This window comes from Catellatospora sichuanensis, assembly GCF_007483665.1.
Lineage (GTDB): Bacteria > Actinomycetota > Actinomycetes > Mycobacteriales > Micromonosporaceae > Catellatospora > Catellatospora sichuanensis.
This window is the reverse complement of the sequence record NZ_VIQO01000001.1, coordinates 87351-104059: the sequence shown is the minus strand read 5'-3', so window position 1 is coordinate 104059 and position 16709 is coordinate 87351. Positions and strand designations below refer to the sequence as shown.

Here is a 16709-nt window from a genome sequence, read left to right as displayed (position 1 = left end):
GAGGCCCGGGGCCGGGACAGCCGTTACACGGGCCGGTTCAGCCCGCTCAGCGACGCCTCGAACCGGGCCATCGCAGCGGGGTCGGCGGGTGTGCCGCCGAAGCCCGGCTCCGGCGGGTGCGCGGGACTCTGCTGACAGGTGGGCCGGGTGGTGGTGATCGGCCGCCACCCGGCTCTGCTCCGGCCGCAGTTCAGGATTCACCTGTCGCGGGCTTTGGCATAGACGTTTCGAAATGCCATTCGATGGGGCGGGACGACCGCGACAGAGCCGACAGTGACCTACGAGCGTGACACAGCTCCCATTCGGGGGAGACCCCGTCATTCAGCTCATATTCAGGGAGCACGCTGCTGCCAGTAGCCTCGCACAGGCAGGAGTCCCCGGTATGGACGTGACGGAACTGGCCCGCTGGCAGTTCGGCATCACCACCGTGTATCACTTCCTATTCGTGCCGCTCACCATCGGCCTGGTGTTCATGGTGGCCGCCTTCGAGACGGCCTGGGTGCGCACCGGCAACGAGAAGTGGCTGAAGCTCACCAGGTTCTACGGCAAGCTCTTCCTGATCAATTTCGCGATGGGCCTCGTCACAGGCATCGTGCAGGAATTCCAGTTCGGCATGAACTGGAGCGAGTATTCGCGCTTCGTCGGCGACGTGTTCGGCGCGCCGCTGGCCATGGAGGCGCTGGTCGCGTTCTTCCTGGAGTCGACGTTCCTCGGCCTGTGGATCTTCGGCTGGGACCGGCTGCCGAAGAGGATCCATGCGGCCTGCATCTGGGTCGTCGCGGTCGGCACGGTGCTCAGCGCGTACTTCATCCTGGCCGCGAACTCCTGGATGCAGAACCCGGTCGGCTACCGCGTCAACCCGGACACCGGCCGGGCCGAGCTGACCGACATCGTCGCCGTGCTGACCAACAAGGTGGCGCTGATCACGGTGCCGCACACGGTCGCCGGATGTTTCCTGGTCGCGGGCGGCCTGGTCACCGCGGTCGCGGTGTGGCACCTGGTGCGCCGCCCCGGGCAGGACACCGGTGCGTACCGCAGCGCAGTGAAGATCGGCGCGTGGACCACCCTGGTCGCGATGGGCGCGATGCTGCTCACCGGCGACATCCAGGGCAAGATCATGACCGAGGTGCAGCCGATGAAGATGGCCGCCGCCGAGGCGCTGTACGAGTCCGAGCAGCCCGCGCCGTTCTCCGCGTTCACCATCGGCACGCTCGACGGCAGCCGGCCGGTCTGGTCGGTGGAGATTCCCGGCCTGCTGTCGTTCCTCGGCACCGGCAGCTTCGACGGCAAGGTCGAGGGCATCAACGACCTGCAGGCCGAGTACGAGCAGAAGTACGGCCCCGGCAGCTACAAGCCGAACATCCCACTCACCTACTGGACGTTCCGTCTCATGATCGGCCTGGGTGCGGCGGCGGCGCTGCTGGCGCTGTGGGCGCTGTGGGCCATCCGGCGCGGGCGCAGCCCCAGTTCGAAGTGGCTGGTGCGGGCGCTGCCCCTGCTGCCGCTGCTGCCGCTGGTGGCGAACTCGACCGGCTGGATCTTCACCGAGATGGGCCGCCAGCCGTGGGTGGTGTTCGGCGAGATGAAGACGGCCGCGGCCAACTCGCCCAACGTCACCGCGGCCGAGCTGATCACCTCGCTCGCGGTGTTCACGCTGCTCTACGGGGCGCTGGCCTTCATCGAGGTGCGGCTGCTGCTGAAGTACGCCCGCGCCGGGCTGCCCGACGTGACCCCGCCGCCCGTGGACGAATCCGAGTCCGAAGAGGACCGTCCGCTGGCTTTCGCGTACTAGGAGAGGTGCGCCATGGAACTGACCACCCTGTGGTTCCTGCTGATCGCGGGACTGTTCGTCGGGTACTTCGTGCTGGAGGGCTTCGACTTCGGCGTGGGCATGCTGGTGCCCGTGCTCGGCCGCGACGACCGCGAGCGCCGCGTCGTCATCAACACCATCGGCCCGCTGTGGGACGGCAACGAGGTGTGGCTGATCACCGCGGGCGGGGCGATGTTCGCCGCGTTCCCCGAGTGGTACGCGACGCTGTTCTCCGGTTTCTACCTGCCGCTGCTGCTGATCCTGCTGGCCCTGATCCTGCGCGGGGTCGCCTTCGACTTCCGCGGCAAGCGCCCGGAGGCGGCGTGGCGGCGGCGCTGGGACTGGTGCATCGTGTTCGGCTCGGCGGTGCCCGCGTTCGTGTGGGGACTCGTGTTCGCCAACGTGGTGCGCGGGGTGCCGCTGGACGCCGGGCACAACCACGTCGGGAGCGTGCTCGGCCTGCTGAACCCGTACGCGCTGCTGGGCGGGGCGACCATGGTGGCGCTGTTCCTCACCCACGGGGCGATCTTCATCGCGCTGAAGACCAGTGGCGACATCCGGCGGCGGGCGAACCTGCTGGCTGGGCGGGCCGGGTTCGGCGCGGCCGCGCTGGCGGTGCTGTTCCTGGGGCTGACACTGGCTCACCGGGGCGGCTCGGCGGCCGTGGTGCTGTCCGTGCTCGCGGCGCTGTGCCTGGTCGGCGGGCTGGCGGCGAACCGGGTGCGGTCGCGCACGGATCCGGACGGCCGTCGCGAGGGCTGGGCGTTCGCGGGCACCGCGGCGGCGATCGCGCTGGCCGTGGCGTCGTTGTTCGCGGGACTTCACCCGTTTGTGCTGCCGTCGACCGCCGAGCCCGCTGTCAACAGCCTGACCGTGCTCAACGCGGCGTCGTCGGCGTACACCCTGAAGATCATGTCTTGGGTGGCCCTGGTGTTCGCGCCCATCGTGCTGCTCTACCAGGGCTGGACCTACTGGGTGTTCCGCAGGCGCATCGGCACGCAGCACATCCCGGAGTGAAACGGAGGGATGCGATCGGCTCCGACCGGACTGACCGGACGGGTCGAATATGTGACGGCTGTGGCGGGATCGCGCGTGAGTATGTCACACATGAATCTCTATACTCAAGTCTTTCTATGTAAGGGGGTAACGGGGTATCCATAGGGAACTCGTGGCTACCGCCACGAGAACTTTGTGGAGAGTCGGGGAGGACTCGTGAGGAAGATCCTCGCCACTGCCGGCGTGGCCGTCACCGCGGTCGCGTTCGTGGCAGTGTCAGCAACCTCGGGCGCGGCAGCGCCCGACACGGCCGCGGCATCGCGCGCCGCGTCCGTCGGCGCCAATGCCGCGGACATCCGCTCGTCGGCGTCGGACGGTTACGCCGTCGACCGCGTCCGCAAGGACGCCAACGGCGCGACCCACACCAAGTACACCCGCACCTACCAGGGTCTGCGGGTCTACGGCGGCGACTTCGTCGTGCACACCAAGGCCGGCGGCGCCTACGCCGGCGTGTCCAACGGCCTGCTCGCGCCCATCTCCGTGGCGACCACCCCGAAGGTCACCGCGGCGAAGGCGCTGGAGACGGCCAAGGCCAACTTCTCCGGCACGATCACCGCGAGTGCGGGCTCGGAGCTGTTCGTCGACGCCAGCACCGGCCAGGGCCGACTGGCCTGGGAGACCACGCTGCACGGCTGGCTGGCCGACGGCCAGACGCCGTCCAAGCTGCACGTCATCACCGACGCGCAGACCGGCGCACTGATCGGCTCGTTCGACGAGATCGAGACGGTCACCGGCACGGGCAACGGCATCTACACCGGCAACGTGAGCATCGACACGACGTTGTCGGGCTCGACGTACCAGATGATCGACCCGGTCCGCGGCAACGGCCGCACCTGTGACATGAACAACGGCACGTCGACCTGTACGACGTTCACCGACGCGGACAACGCGTGGGGCACCGGGGCCAACTCCAACCGGCAGTCCGCCGGTGTGGACGCGCACTTCGGTGCGGCCAAGACGTTCGACTACTTCAAGAACGTGCACGGCCGCAACGGCATCTTCGGCAACGGCGCGGGCGTGCCCAGCCGGGTCCACTACGGCAACGCGTACGTCAACGCGTTCTGGGACGGCGCGCAGATGACCTACGGCGACGGCTCGGGCAACAGCCGCCCGCTCGTCTCCATCGACGTCGCGGGCCACGAGATGAGCCACGGCGTCACCGAGGCCCTGGCGGGCCTGGTCTACTCCGGTGAGTCCGGCGGTCTGAACGAGGCCACCTCGGACATCTTCGGCAACATGGTCGAGTTCTACGCGGCCGCGCCGTCGGACCCGGGTGACTACCAGGTCGGCGAGAAGATCAATATCAACGGCAACGGGACCCCGCTGCGGTACATGTACAACCCGACCCTGGACGGCAGGTCGCACGGCTGCTGGTCGACCAGCACCAACAGCGTCGACGTGCACTACAGCTCGGGGCCCGGCAACCACTTCTTCTTCAACCTGGCCGAGGGCACCGGCGCCACGTCCTACGGCACCAGCCCGGTCTGCGGCTCGGCTCCGGCCGTGGTCGGCATCGGCCGCGCCAAGGCCGAGAAGATCTGGTACCGCGCGCTGGACGTGTACTTCACCTCCAGCACCCGCTACGTGCTGACCAGCAACCCGGCCAACACCGCCCGCGCCTACACCCTGCGGGCGGCCACGGACCTCTACGGCACCTGCTCGGTCGAGTACAAGACCGTCCAGGCCGCCTGGACCGCGGTCAACGTGGCCGGCAGCGACGCCGCCTGCCCGACGGGCAACGACTTCTCCCTCGCCGCGTCGCCGGCGTCGGGTGCGGTCAACCCGGGCAGCTCCGCGACCACCACCATCGGCGCGACGCTGACCAACGGCAGCGCGCAGACCGTCAGCCTGTCGGCCAGCGGCCTGCCGAGCGGCGCGACCGCGTCGTTCAGCCCGGCATCGATCTCCTCGGCCGGTGGCAGCTCCACGCTGACCATCGCCACCAGCGCGTCGACCCCGGCGGGCACGTACGCGGTGACCGTCACGGGCACGGGCGCCAGCTCGACCCGGACCACCACCTACAGCCTGACCGTGAACGGCGCGCCGGGCTGCACCGGCACCAACCCGACCGACGTGGCCATCCCGGACAACACCACGGTGAACAGCACCATCACCATCTCCGGCTGTGCCCGCAACGCGTCGGCCACCAGCTCGGTCTCGGTGACGATCTACCACACCTACAAGGGTGACCTGGTCGTCGACCTGGTGGCGCCGGACGGCAGCGTCTACAACCTGTCCAACCGGGCCGGCGGCAGCGCCGACAACATCATCCAGACCTTCAGCCGGAACCTCTCGACTGAGGCCGCCAACGGCACCTGGACCCTGCGGGTCCGCGACGCCGCGTCGGCGGACACCGGGCGTATCGACACATGGTCGCTGACCCTCTGACCTGATCCTCCCCGGAAAGGAATGACGGAGGCGCCACCCGCACCCCTGGGTGGCGCCTCCGCACGCTCTCGCGGCCCGCTACGGGCCGGAGCCGGACGGGGCGGGGTCGGCGCGGACCCGGGTGGGCGACAGCGCCCGGACCGGCGGAGGCGTCGGCTCCGCGGGCGAGGCGGCCCGCTCCGCGGCGCGGGCGATGTTGCGGGCCATGCCGCCGAAGATGAAGTGGTGGAACGGTGAGATGCACTGCCAGTACAGGTGCCCGGCCAGCCCTTGCGGGATGAACACGGCCCGCTGGTCGTATCGGCAGACGTGCGCCGGGCTCAGCAGGTCGTGGTCCACCCGCAGCTCCAGCCAGGCGCGGCCGGGCAGCAGCATCTCCGCCCGCAGCCGCAGCAGGCGCCCGTGCTCGATCTCCTCGACCCGCCAGAAGTCCAGCGCCTCCCCGACGTAGATCTCCACCGGGTCGCGCCGTCCCCGGCGCAGCCCGACCCCGCCGATCACCCGGTCGAGCCAGCCGCGCAGCACCCAGGCCAGGGGCGAGGAGTACCAGCCGGTCTCGCCGCCGATGCGGATGATGACGTTCCACAGCGCGTCCGGCGGCGCGTGCACCCGGCGGGTCTTGTGGTCGATGTACACGCTGCCGCCCGACCAGTCCGGGTCGGTGGGCAGCGGTTCGGCCGGCGCGCCCGTCCAGGTGGCGGTCGACCAGCGGGTCTCCACCTCGGCGTCGCGGATCTTCGCCAGCGCCAGCTCCACCGCCTCGTCGAAGCCCTTGAGCCCTTCCGGCGGGTCGGGCACGAACCGCACGATGTCGTGCTCCCGGCAGACCGCCTCGTGGATGAGGCTGGCCACCAGCGGTTTGGCGATCGCGCCGGGCACCGGCGTGACCAGGTTGACCCACTGCGAGCTCAGCCAGGGCGTGAGCACGCCGACCGGCACGATGACACGCGGGCGCAGCCCGGCGATGCGGGCGTACCGGTCCATCATCTGGCGGTAGGTGAGCACGTCGGGGCCGCCGATGTCGAAGGAGCGGCTCACCTCGCCCGGCACGCTCGCCCAGGCGACCAGGTAGTGCAGCACGTCGCGGACGGCGATGGGCTGGATGCGGGTGCCGACCCAGCGCGGGGTGACCATGACCGGCAGCCGCTCGGTGAGGTAGCGCAGCATCTCGAACGAGGCGGAGCCGGAGCCGATGATCACCGCCGCCCGCAGCGTCACGGTGGGCACCCCGGACGCGGCCAGCAGGCTCGCCACCTCGTCACGGGAGCGCAGGTGGGCGGAGGCGGGCTCACCACCGGGGGTGGCATGCGGCTCCGGGCCGCCGAGGTAGACGATGCGCTTCACTCCGGCCTGGCGTGCGGCCTCGGCGAAGGTGTGCGCGGCCCGGCGGTCGACGTCCTCGAACCGCGGCGAGCCGAGCGAGTGGACCAGGTAGTAGGCCGTGTCGATGCCGTCCAGCGCGTCGCGGGTGGCGTCCAGGTCGAGCACGTCCGCCTCGACGATCTCCGCCCCGCGCGCCCACGGCACGTCCCGCAGCCGACCTGCCGACCTGGTCAGACAGCGGACGTGGTGCCCGGCCTCGATCAGCCGCGGCGCGAGCCGCCCGCCGATGTACCCGGTCGCCCCGGTCACCAGAACCCGTGCCCGCCGCCCTGACGCTCGCCGTGACATGCCTGAATTCTACGGACTTCGACCTTTTTGCGGATCCGCGCGGCGAATGCTGCGTCGATTCGTCGCGCTTCGCCCGCGAGAAGAACAGTGCGCCGGAGCGGTGCCCGTTTCGGGACGCAAGAGCGTCCCGAAACGCGACAGCGCGCAGCGGCACATGTCTCGCCGCGACAGCCGCCCCCGGGTGAGACACGCGGGAGCGCGCAGTGCTGCCGCGCGGGCCGGGCGCGGCCGGGATCAGGCGGGTTGCAGTGGCGGCTGCGACGGTTGGGGCAGGGCGGGGTCGGCACCGGCGCGGGCCGCTCGCGCCACCGTGGCGACTACCGCCAGCTGCAGCAGCAGCTCGCCGACGTTGCCGAGCCAGAAGTGGGCGGCCCCGGCCGCCGCGGCGGCGAACATGGCGAGCGCGCCCAGGCACAGCCAGGGGAAGCGGGCGACCCGCCAGACCAGGACGCCGATCACCACGAGCACGACCATGGTGACGATCGCCGGAATGGGCGGGCCGGCCGTGGCGGCGTTGCCGTAGCGCAGGGTGTCGGCATACCCGCGTGGTTCCAGGCGCAGTGCGATGATGTCGTCGGCGACGCCGAGCGCGATCAGCGCGGTGACCAGGACGCCACCGGCTATTCGCACGGCCCGCCGGGCCAGCGCGGTGACGCCGAGCCGGGCGGCCAGGGCCGCGGCGGCCACGATGAGCAGCGGCGTGAACACCGCGTGGATCCAGAAGCGCGGCGCGTTGACGGCCTCCAGGGCCGAGCCGAAGCCGAGCAGCCGTCCGATCGCGACGGCCCCGCTGTCGTAGGCGAGGCCCACGCAGATCACCGCGACGAGCGCCGCAGCGGGTCCCGCCGCGGACCGGCGACGCGCCGCCAGCCCGGCCAGGATCAGCATGCATACCGCGATGGACGCCATCAACGTTGAGATCATCTGGGCCGCCCTGGTGTTTCGTAGGTGGGAACACCGTTTCGTCAGAGGGAAAGTTATTCCTCGCGCCCCTGATGGCGCAAGGGTTTCCCATGACGCTCGTAAACATCTCCGGACGGACGGTTGACAAGCCGGTTCCCCGCTGACTTCATTGACGTATCGCTGGCGAGAACGTTGTTTCGTCTAGCGAAACAGAGGGAGAAGGGAGGTTCCATGCGAAGTAAGTGGGCGGTCGTCACCAGCAGCATCGCTGTCGTCGCCGCGCTGGGTCTGATCGAGGCCCCGGCACAGGCGTACGGACCGACAGCGAATTCGCTGGGCTGCCGGCTCTACTTCGGCGACACGGGCACCGGCTCGTCACCGACCACCTGGAGCGACACGTTCGGACTGACCCTGGCACCGGCCACGCCGGCACCCGGGCAGACCGTGACCGTCACGCTCACGGCCGCCGCCGGACCGCTCAACGGGCCCGCCCCGTTGGCCGCCGGCGACGTACCGGTGGTCGCCACGGTGGCACTCGGCGGCTCGCAGTCGGGCACGGTGACGCTGAACCTGGCGCCGTACCCGACGTCGGCCAAGGATCCGTACACGCCGCTCGGCGCGATCACGGCGAGGGGCACCTTCGTCGCCGGACCGGCCGGCGCGGCCACCGCCACGGTGACGCAGGTCAAGTTCGCCAACACCACCGCGGCGACGTACTGCTCCGCCGCAGGGGATCGCGACCACAGGGCCGCACCCCAGGCCAGCACGATCGTCGAGGCGTTCAGCGTGTTCGACGGTTCGGCCACCGTGACCGCGGTGTCCGGGCAGACCGTCACCACGCACGCCCGCGCCGGTGACACCGCGACCTTCGCGGTGACCGGCCTCGCGCCGAACGCCACGCTCACCGCGTCCCTCCGGGACGGCGTGGGCGCGGGCACGGGCGAGGGCTCCGGCACGGGCAGCACCAACGGGTCGGGCGCCGGGACGGGCACCATCGCCGTGCCGGCCGGCGCCACCACCGGGGTCCGCAGCATCGCGGTCTCCGACGGCGTCAACACCGTCCTCGCGCCGATCACCATCCTGGGCACCCCGACCATCTCCATCAACCCTGGTGGCGGCGGCGCGGGCACCTCGGTCGCGGTGACCGGCACGAACTGGAACCCGGGCAGCACGGTGGCCATCCGCGGCTACCAGGCGCTGGCCGGACCCCCGCCGCCGAATCCGACCGGGGACGCACCCGTGAGCATCACGGCCTCGGCCGCCGGCGGCATCAGCACCACCTACACCGTCGACGACCCCGCGACCGCGTACCTCGGCGCGTCGTCGGGCGTGGGCCGCGGCACTCTCTTCGCCATCGCGAACTGGGCGGTCTCGGCCGACGCCTGCAACGCGAAGACCGGCGCGGCGACCACCGGGTCCTGTTCGCTGACGTACCACCTGTCGCAGACCGTCACCGCGGGCAACCTCGCGATGGCCCGCGCGGCGGGCAGCGGAAACATCACGCTGTCGGGCGTCACGCTCGACGGCACGGTCCACACCAGCACCGGATCGCTGCCGGTCATCACGGTGACGGACTACCGCGGCAGCACCTTCGGCTGGAGCCTGGTCGGCACGCTCACCGACTTCACCGGCACCCCCGGCGGCACCATCCCGAAGGCGAACCTGTCCTGGACCCCCGCCTGCGCCGGCACCGCCGGCGCGACCAACGCCGCCACCGCGGCAGCGGGCTCGGCGGGTCCGGTGGACGGCGCCACGCTGTGCTCGGCTCCGGCCGACGCGGCGGGCACCGGCGGCAGCTTCGACGCCTCCGCGGCGCTCGCCCTGACCGTGCCGGCACACCAGCCGGCCGGCTCGTACACCGCGACGCTCACGATCACGCTGAGCTGAGGCGGGAACCGGTGGGGGCGGGCGCTATCCGTCCCCACCGGCCCCCTGTATCCCACCACCCGGGGAGAGGCTGATGGCCATCTGGTCGCGTACGGCCGCGGTGGCGCTCGCCGCCGCACTGCTCGCCGTCACGGCGCCGGTCCCCGCCCACGCCGCGGGCAACGGGCGCTGGGCGGTCGTGCCCACCCCGCCGGACAAGCCCGGACCCGCCCCACGGCAGTACTTCTTCCTGGAGTCGCCGCCCGGCCGCACCGTCGTCGACTCGGTGCGCGTGGCGAACCTGACCGACCGCCCGATGGCCCTGCGCCTGTACGGCGCGGACGCCTTCAACACCAGCGCCGACGGCGGGTTCGGGCTGCGCCCGCAGGCCGAGCGGCAGCAGGGGATCGGCGCCTGGACGCAACTGGGCCTGGCCGAGGTCGTCGTGCCCGCCAAGCGCCAGGCCGACATCCCGTTCACCATCACCGTCCCGGCCAACGCCCCGCCCGGCGACCACGTCGGCGGCGTCGTCGCGGCCGAGTCCACGCCCAGCGGGCAGCTCGCCGAGGGCGGCATGACCGTCGGCGTCACCCACGCCGTGGCCGCACGGGTCTACCTCCGCGTCAGCGGCCCGACCGTGCCGGGCCTGGCCGTCGAGGACCTGGCAGCCGACTCCGGCGAGCTGACCTACACGCTGGCCAACACCGGCAACATCCACCTGCTGCCCGCCATCACCGTGACGTCGTCCGGCCTGTTCGGACACGCCGTCACCGCGGCCGGGCCCGGCTCGCAGCTCGACCTCGTGCCCGGCGCGCGCACCCGGCTGCGGGCGGCGCTGCGCGGCACGTGGCCGGTCGACGTCGTCACCACCACGGTCACCGTCACCGCCGAGGGTGGCGTGAGCGCCACCGAGTCGACGACCACGGTCACCGGCGTACTGCCCGCGATCGGCGTGCTCAGCCTGCTCATCGCTGCAGCGCTCCTGCCGGCCGCGCGTCGTCGCCGGGCCCGCCGCCTGCGCCCGCGAGGCCTGGCATGAGCCGCCCAGGCGCGACGGCTGCGCCCGCATGGCGGACCGGCTTGCCGGTGATCGCGAGTTCGGGAGCGGGCCGTCGCCTGACTGCCGCCCTGCTCGCGATGCTGGCCCTGCTCGCGATGCCGGTTCCCGCGCACGCCGACGGGTGGAGTGTGACGCTGTCCGCGCCGAAGGCCCGGCCCGGCGATACCCTGCGGGTCACCGGCGCGAACTGGCCCGCTGGCCGGCTGGTGCAACTGGTCACCTGCGGTGAGCTGGCGCTGGCCGGGTCGGCGTCCTGTGACATGCGCGGCGCGCTGGCGACCGCTGTGAAACCGGACGGCACCTTTTCCGTCGTGCTCACCGTCGGCGAGCCGCCCCGGCCCTGCCCGTGCGTGGTGCACGCGGCGGCGGTCGGCACCGGCGAGAGCGGGCACGTGGACACGCCGCTGGAGGTCTCCGGCCACCCGACCGGTCCCGTGCCGGTGCCCGCGCGCACCCAGGCCCGGGTCGACGTGGTCGAGGCCCGGCTCACCGGCGGCGGGTCGGTGTCGGCCTGGTTCGGCGGACCGCAGCACCGCACCCTGGTCTACACGGTGCGCAACGCGGGTGCGCAGACGCTGACCGGCGCGCGGCTGACCGTGCGCGTCGGCAACGGGGCAGACGCCGTGCCCACCCCGGCCGCCGGCGAGCTGCGCCCCGGCCAGACCCGCACGTACGAGGTCGCGGTCACCATCCCGTTCGCGGCGTTCGGGGCCTACCCGGTCACCGCCGAGCTGGGCGGGCTGGGCCGGGCGAAGGCGGTGCACCAGGCGTACCCGTGGGGGTTGGTGCTGCTCAACGTCGTCGGCGTCGCGCTGATCGGGTTCGGGGTGCTGCGGCTGGTGCGCCGTCGCCGGGCCCGTGCCGCCGGTGCGGCGCTCGCCGTGGACGGGCCGATGCTGCTGCCCGCCGTGGTGCGGGTGCCCGACCTCGGGGCGTACCTCGTCTTCGACGACGCGCCCGGCGCGGGCCGGATGCGCCGCTTCGCGGGCGGGCAGCTCGCCCCCGACGAAGTGCGCCGCCTGCTGGAACGCGGGCCGCAGCAGCCGGCCGCGGTCGTCGATCTCGAGGCGCTGGACGCATACCTTGCCACTCGCGAAAGAGGGTGACCCGTGGACAGATCGACGGCGCTGCGCGCCGCGGCCGCGGCGGTGGTGGCGGCGGTGGCGTTCACCGGCTGCTCGGCCGTCATGCCCGGTGCGTTCGACCAGGGGCCGCCGGTGACGCTGACCGGCACCGGACCCGGTGTCACCGACAGCACCGTGAAGGTGGTCTTCGTCGGCGTCGACCTGGGCACCACCGGCAGCACGCTGGGCTTCCGCACGGCCGACGCCGGTGACCTCGCCGCACAGGTCAAGGCCCTGGAGGAGCACGTCAACGCGAACGGCGGCATCGCCGGGCGGCGGCTGCAGGCGGTGTTCCGCTCGTACGAGGCAAGCAACGACTCCCCGGCCGCCGAGGAGAAGCTGTGCAACCAGGTCACCCAGGACGACAAGGCGTTCGCGGTGGTGCTGACCGGGCAGTTCCAGTCCAACGCCCGGCCCTGCTACGCCTCGCGCGGCACGCTGATGCTCGACGCGACCCTGGTCCCCAACGACGAGGCCACGTACGCGCGGCTGTCGCCCTACCTGTGGTCAGCGAGCTATCCGGGCTACGACGAGTTCGTCGAGGCGCTGCTGTCCTCGCTGAACGGTGCGGGCTTCTTCACCGGCACCGACACGGTGGGCGTGGTCGCCGCGGACACCCCGGTCAACCGCGCTGTCTACGAGCGGCTCGCCGAGCCGGAGCTGCGAAAGCTCGGCGTCGCGCCCACCGTCGCCTGGGTCGACACCACCGACCTGGGCACCTTGAACGCCGGGCTCAACCAGGCCGTCGTCGACTTCCGCAGCCGCGGCGTCGCCCGGGTGCTGTTCCTCGGCGGAGCGCGGCTGGCGTCGTTCTTCTTGACCACGGCCGCCGCGCAGAGCTACACCGCGCGCTACGCGGTGTCCAGTTTCGACAACCCGGCGTTCCTGGTGAACAACCCCGGCACGATCCCGGTCGCGGCCCTGGACGGCATGGTCGGCATCGGCTTCAACCCGAGCCAGGACGTGCCCGACAGCAAACTGTCGTTTCCGGGCGGCGACGCCGAGCGGGCCTGCCTGGACATCTTCGCCAAGGGCGGGCAGAGCTTCAAGACCAGGGAGAACGCCCGGGTCGCGTTCACCTACTGCGACGCCGCGCTGCTGCTGCACGCCGCGGCGAAGGACCTGGGCGCGAACCTCAACGCGGCCGCGTTCGCGCAGGCGGCGTCCGCGCTCGGGGACCGGTTCACCCCGGCCGCGGGCACCCGAGGGCTGCTCGGCGGGGACCGGCGCGCGGCGGGCAACGGCTACCGGGTGCTGGCGTACGACACGGGTTGTGCCTGCTTCGGCTATCGCGGCGAGGAGGTGCGCTTTGCCGGCTGACGCGCTCTCGGCCACCGGGATCGACTGCTCCTACGGCCCGGTGCAGGTGCTGTTCGGGGTGGATCTGCGGGTCGCGCCCGGCGAGATGGTGGGCCTGTGCGGCCCCAACGGGGTCGGCAAGTCCACGCTGCTGCGGGTCCTGTCCGGCCTGCACCGGCCGACGGCGGGCCGGGTGGAGCTGTTCGGCGCGGACGTCACCGCTGTCTCGGCCGTGCGGCGGGTGCGGCTGGGTCTGGCGACCGTCGTGGGCCAGGCCGCGTTCGGTTCGCTGTCCGTGCTCGACAACCTGCGCCTGCACGGGTACGCCATGCCGGCTGCCCAGGCCCGCGACGCCGTGGACGCCGCGCTCGCGGTGTTCCCGCGACTGGCACAGCGGGTGCACCAGCCCGCCTCGACGCTGTCCGGCGGCGAACGGCAGATGCTGGTGCTCGCCAAGGCGCTGATCCAGCGCCCGCGCCTGCTGCTCGTCGACGAGCTGTCACTCGGCCTGGCCCCGATCGTGGTCGGCGGCCTGCTGGAGATGCTGCGGCGGCTGAACGGGACCGGCGTGTCCGTACTGGTCGTCGAGCAGTCGGTGAACGTGGCGCTGTCGCTGGTCGACCGGATCTGCTTCATGGAGCGGGGCGCCATCGCCGCCGAGCACCGCCCGCAGGACCTGGCCGCCCGGCCGGAACTGGTGCGCTCGCTGATGCTGGGCGGGCACGCATGATCGACCCGATCGTCCTCGGCCTGTTCACCGGCCTCACCTACGGGCTGCTGGCGGTGGGCCTGGTGCTGGTCTACCGGTCCAGCCGGTTCCTCAACTTCGCCCACGGCTCCGTCGGCGTGTTCGGCGCTGCCGTGCTCAGCCAGCTGGTCACCGGTGCCGGGGTGCCCTACTGGGTGGCGTTCCCGCTGGCCATGGTGGTCGCCGGGGGCGTCTCCGCGCTGATCGAGGTCGGCGTCGTACGCCGCCTGCGCGGCCGCCCCGGGGTCACCGGGATGATCGCCACGCTGGGGCTGTCGCAGTTCGTGCTGATCCTTGCGCTGCTGGTGAGCAGCCAGGGGCTGAACGGCCTGACCTTCCCGAAGCCGCCCGGCCTGCCGTCGTTCACGCTCGGCCGCACCCCGATCGGGCCCGCGTTCACCGCGATGGCGCTGCTGGCCCCGCTGCTGCTGGGCGGGCTGGCGCTGTTCCTGCGGCGCAGCCGGTTCGGCCTGGCGGTGCGCGCCGGGGCGGACGCGCCGGACACCGCACAGCTCAACGGCATCCCCGCGGCGCGGATGACCACGGTCGCCTGGGCGCTCGCCGGTGCCGTCGCGGCGTTCTCCGCGATCCTGGTGACCCCGGCCCAGGGCGCGCAGTCGATCGACACCCTCGGGCCCGAACTGCTGCTGCGCGGCCTCGCCGGGGCGGTGGCGGCACGTATGGCCTCGCTGCCGATCGCGTTCGCGGCCTGCCTCGGGGTCGGCGTCGGCGAGCAGGTGCTGCTGTCGATGGGCGCGGGCCGCGGCGGGGTGTCCCTGGCGCTGGCGCTGTTCATCCTGGTGGCGCTGCTGGTCCAGCCGCAGCTCGGCCGCCGCGACGGCGAGCAGGCACGCTGGCCGCGCTCGGTGCCCGCACCGGCGTCCCTGGCCGGGCGGGTCACCGCGGGAGCGGCCCTGCTGCTGGCCGCCGGAGCGGCGTACGTGGTCACCAACGAGACCGCCTCGGCGCTGACCACCGTGGCCGGGTTCGCCGTCGTGGGCCTGTCGGTGCTGCTGGTGACCGGGCTGGCCGGGGAGCTGTCGCTGGGCCAGTTCGCCTTCGCGGGCATCGGCGCGGCGGTGTCGCTGCACGTGGCCGCGGCGACCGGGAACTTCTTCACCGGGGCGGTGGCCGGGTGCGCGGCGGCAGCCGGGTCGGCCGTGCTGGTGGGTCTGCCCGCGTTGCGCCTGCGCGGCATCGCGCTGGCTGCGACGACGCTGGCGTTCGCGCTGGCCGCCGAGGCGTGGCTGCTGCGGTTGCCGTGGCTGCTCGGCGACGGGGTGAGCGCCCCGAAACCAGTCTGGACCGGATACGCCCTGGTACTGGCCAAGGACTACTACCTGTTCGCGCTGCTGATGCTGATGCTCGCGCTGTGGCTGGCGCACCGGCTGCGGGCGGGCGGCTTCGGCCGGGTGGTGCTGGCGCTGCGCGACAACGAGGACGCGGCCCGCGCGCTGGGCGTGCCCGCGCCACGGCGCAAACTCCAGGTGTACGCCGCCGCGGGCGCGCTGGCCGGGCTCGGCGGCGTCGTGATCGGACACGGCCAGACGCAGGTCACCGTGAACAGCTTCCCGGCGGTCGCCGGGATCGACGTGGTCGCGCTGACCGTGGTCGGCGGCCTCGGTCTGCTCGGCGGCTCGATCCTCGGCGCGCTGCTGCTGGTGGGCCTGCCCGGCCTGGTGGAGTTGGGCATCTTCGGCCAGGCCGCGCTGACCCTGGGCTGGCTGCTCGTGGTCGTCGTGATGCCGGGCGGCCTGGGCGAGCCGCTGGCCCGCCTGGTCGGGCGGCTGCCCGGTGGGCGCGGGCGCCGGGCCGGTCGGCCGCGGGTGTCGCGGGCGGACGTCGATCGCCGTTTGGTGTCGAAAGCTGCGGTCCCACCCGAGGTTCCGACACGAAACAGCGATCATGAGGGCAGGGCGTCAGCGGCCGCAGGGGCGTCGCGTGCCGTGACGCTGCCACGGCGGACGTTGCCGCTGGCGGCGGGGCCGGGGACGCTGCTGGAGGCGCGGGGCGTCACGCGGTCGTTCGGTGGGGTGCAGGCGGTCGCCGGGGTGGATCTCACGGTCGGCTCGGGGGAGGTCGTCGGCATCATCGGGCCCAACGGGGCGGGCAAGACCACGCTGTTCGAGATCCTCGCCGGGTTCACCCGGCCCGACCAGGGGCAGGTCGCCTTCGCCGGGCGCGACGTGACCGCGCTGAGCCCGCAGCGGCGGGCCGGGCTGGGTCTGGTGCGCTCGTTCCAGGACGCCCGGCTGTTCCCGACGCTGACCGTACGCGAGTCGCTGCTCGTCGCGGGGGAGCGGATCGCGCCGACCGGCCTGCTGACCGCCGCGCTCGGCGGCCGCGGCCCGCAGCGGCGGCAGGAGGCGCTGGCCGGAAACCTGCTCGACCTGTTCGGGCTCGCCGCGTACGCCGACCGGCCGGTGGGCGAGCTGTCCACCGGCACCCGCCGCACCGTCGAGCTGGCCTGCCTGCTCGCGCTGGAGCCGTCCCTGTTGCTGCTCGACGAGCCGTCGTCGGGGGTGTCGCAGGCCGACGGGGTGGCGCTGGCGGAGCTGCTGCAGCGCGTCAACCGCGAACTCGGGGTGGCGCTGCTGGTCATCGAGCACGACCTGCCGCTGCTGTCGCGACTCGCGTCGCGGATGGTCGCCATGGACGGGGGCCGGGTCATCGCCGACGGCACACCCGACCAGGTCCGGACCCATCCCGCCGTCGTCGCCGCGTACCTCGGCACCGATGCCGCCGCGGTGCACCGTTCCGGTGCCCCCGTCTGAAGGAGGTTCC

At 72.6% G+C, this 16709-nt stretch carries 11 protein-coding genes; 9 read left to right on the top strand and 2 right to left on the bottom strand.

Annotation, left to right across the window (positions count from 1 at the left end; all coding sequences use genetic code 11):
• Window positions 1-382: 382 nt before the first annotated feature.
• The 3 genes from FLL47_RS15410 (at window position 383) to FLL47_RS15400 (ending at window position 5254) form a co-directional block, all read left to right on the top strand.
• Complete coding sequence (locus FLL47_RS15410) at window positions 383-1792, top strand: cytochrome ubiquinol oxidase subunit I (RefSeq protein ID WP_144121216.1); 1410 nt, start codon at window positions 383-385, stop codon at window positions 1790-1792.
• Window positions 1793-1804: 12 nt separating this feature from the next.
• A complete protein-coding gene (cydB, locus tag FLL47_RS15405; RefSeq protein WP_144121215.1) occupies window positions 1805-2827 on the top strand; it encodes a cytochrome d ubiquinol oxidase subunit II in 1023 nt (340 codons plus the stop codon).
• Window positions 2828-3022: 195 nt separating this feature from the next.
• Window positions 3023-5254: a M4 family metallopeptidase gene (locus FLL47_RS15400; protein ID WP_144121214.1), complete on the top strand. Its 2232-nt coding sequence runs from the start codon at window positions 3023-3025 to the stop codon at window positions 5252-5254.
• Between the two features lie 78 nt (window positions 5255-5332).
• Here the strand turns inward: FLL47_RS15400 and FLL47_RS15395 are convergent, their stop codons facing one another.
• Window positions 5333-6925, bottom strand: a complete 1593-nt coding sequence (locus tag FLL47_RS15395) for an SDR family oxidoreductase (RefSeq protein WP_144121213.1) — start codon at window positions 6923-6925, stop codon at window positions 5333-5335.
• Between the two features lie 234 nt (window positions 6926-7159).
• Entirely contained in the window at window positions 7160-7849 is a 690-nt protein-coding gene (locus tag FLL47_RS15390) for a hypothetical protein (protein WP_144121212.1), read from the bottom strand.
• Between the two features lie 210 nt (window positions 7850-8059).
• On the opposite strand from FLL47_RS15390, the gene FLL47_RS15385 reads away from it, so the two are divergent.
• The 6 genes from FLL47_RS15385 to FLL47_RS44745 all read left to right on the top strand — a co-directional run bounded on the left by FLL47_RS15385 (window position 8060) and on the right by FLL47_RS44745 (window position 16699).
• Entirely contained in the window at window positions 8060-9715 is a 1656-nt protein-coding gene (locus FLL47_RS15385) for a WxL domain-containing protein (RefSeq protein ID WP_144121211.1), read from the top strand.
• Between the two features lie 73 nt (window positions 9716-9788).
• The gene (locus tag FLL47_RS15380) at window positions 9789-10733 is read left to right on the top strand and encodes a WxL protein peptidoglycan domain-containing protein (RefSeq protein WP_144121210.1); all 945 of its coding nucleotides are present in this window, start codon (window positions 9789-9791) and stop codon (window positions 10731-10733) included.
• 47 nt (window positions 10734-10780) lie between these two features.
• Window positions 10781-11860: a COG1361 family protein gene (locus FLL47_RS15375; RefSeq protein ID WP_144121209.1), complete on the top strand. Its 1080-nt coding sequence runs from the start codon at window positions 10781-10783 to the stop codon at window positions 11858-11860.
• Window positions 11861-11863: 3 nt separating this feature from the next.
• Window positions 11864-13198, top strand: coding sequence for a type 1 periplasmic-binding domain-containing protein (locus tag FLL47_RS15370; RefSeq protein ID WP_144121208.1), 1335 nt, complete (start codon window positions 11864-11866; stop codon window positions 13196-13198).
• Entirely contained in the window at window positions 13188-13907 is a 720-nt protein-coding gene (locus FLL47_RS15365; protein ID WP_144121207.1) for an ABC transporter ATP-binding protein, read from the top strand. Before FLL47_RS15370 ends, FLL47_RS15365 begins: the two co-directional genes overlap by 11 nt.
• Window positions 13904-16699 (top strand): ABC transporter permease subunit, encoded by a 2796-nt coding sequence (locus tag FLL47_RS44745; RefSeq protein WP_144121206.1) that lies wholly within the window; start codon window positions 13904-13906, stop codon window positions 16697-16699. Before FLL47_RS15365 ends, FLL47_RS44745 begins: the two co-directional genes overlap by 4 nt.
• Window positions 16700-16709: the final 10 nt, after the last annotated feature.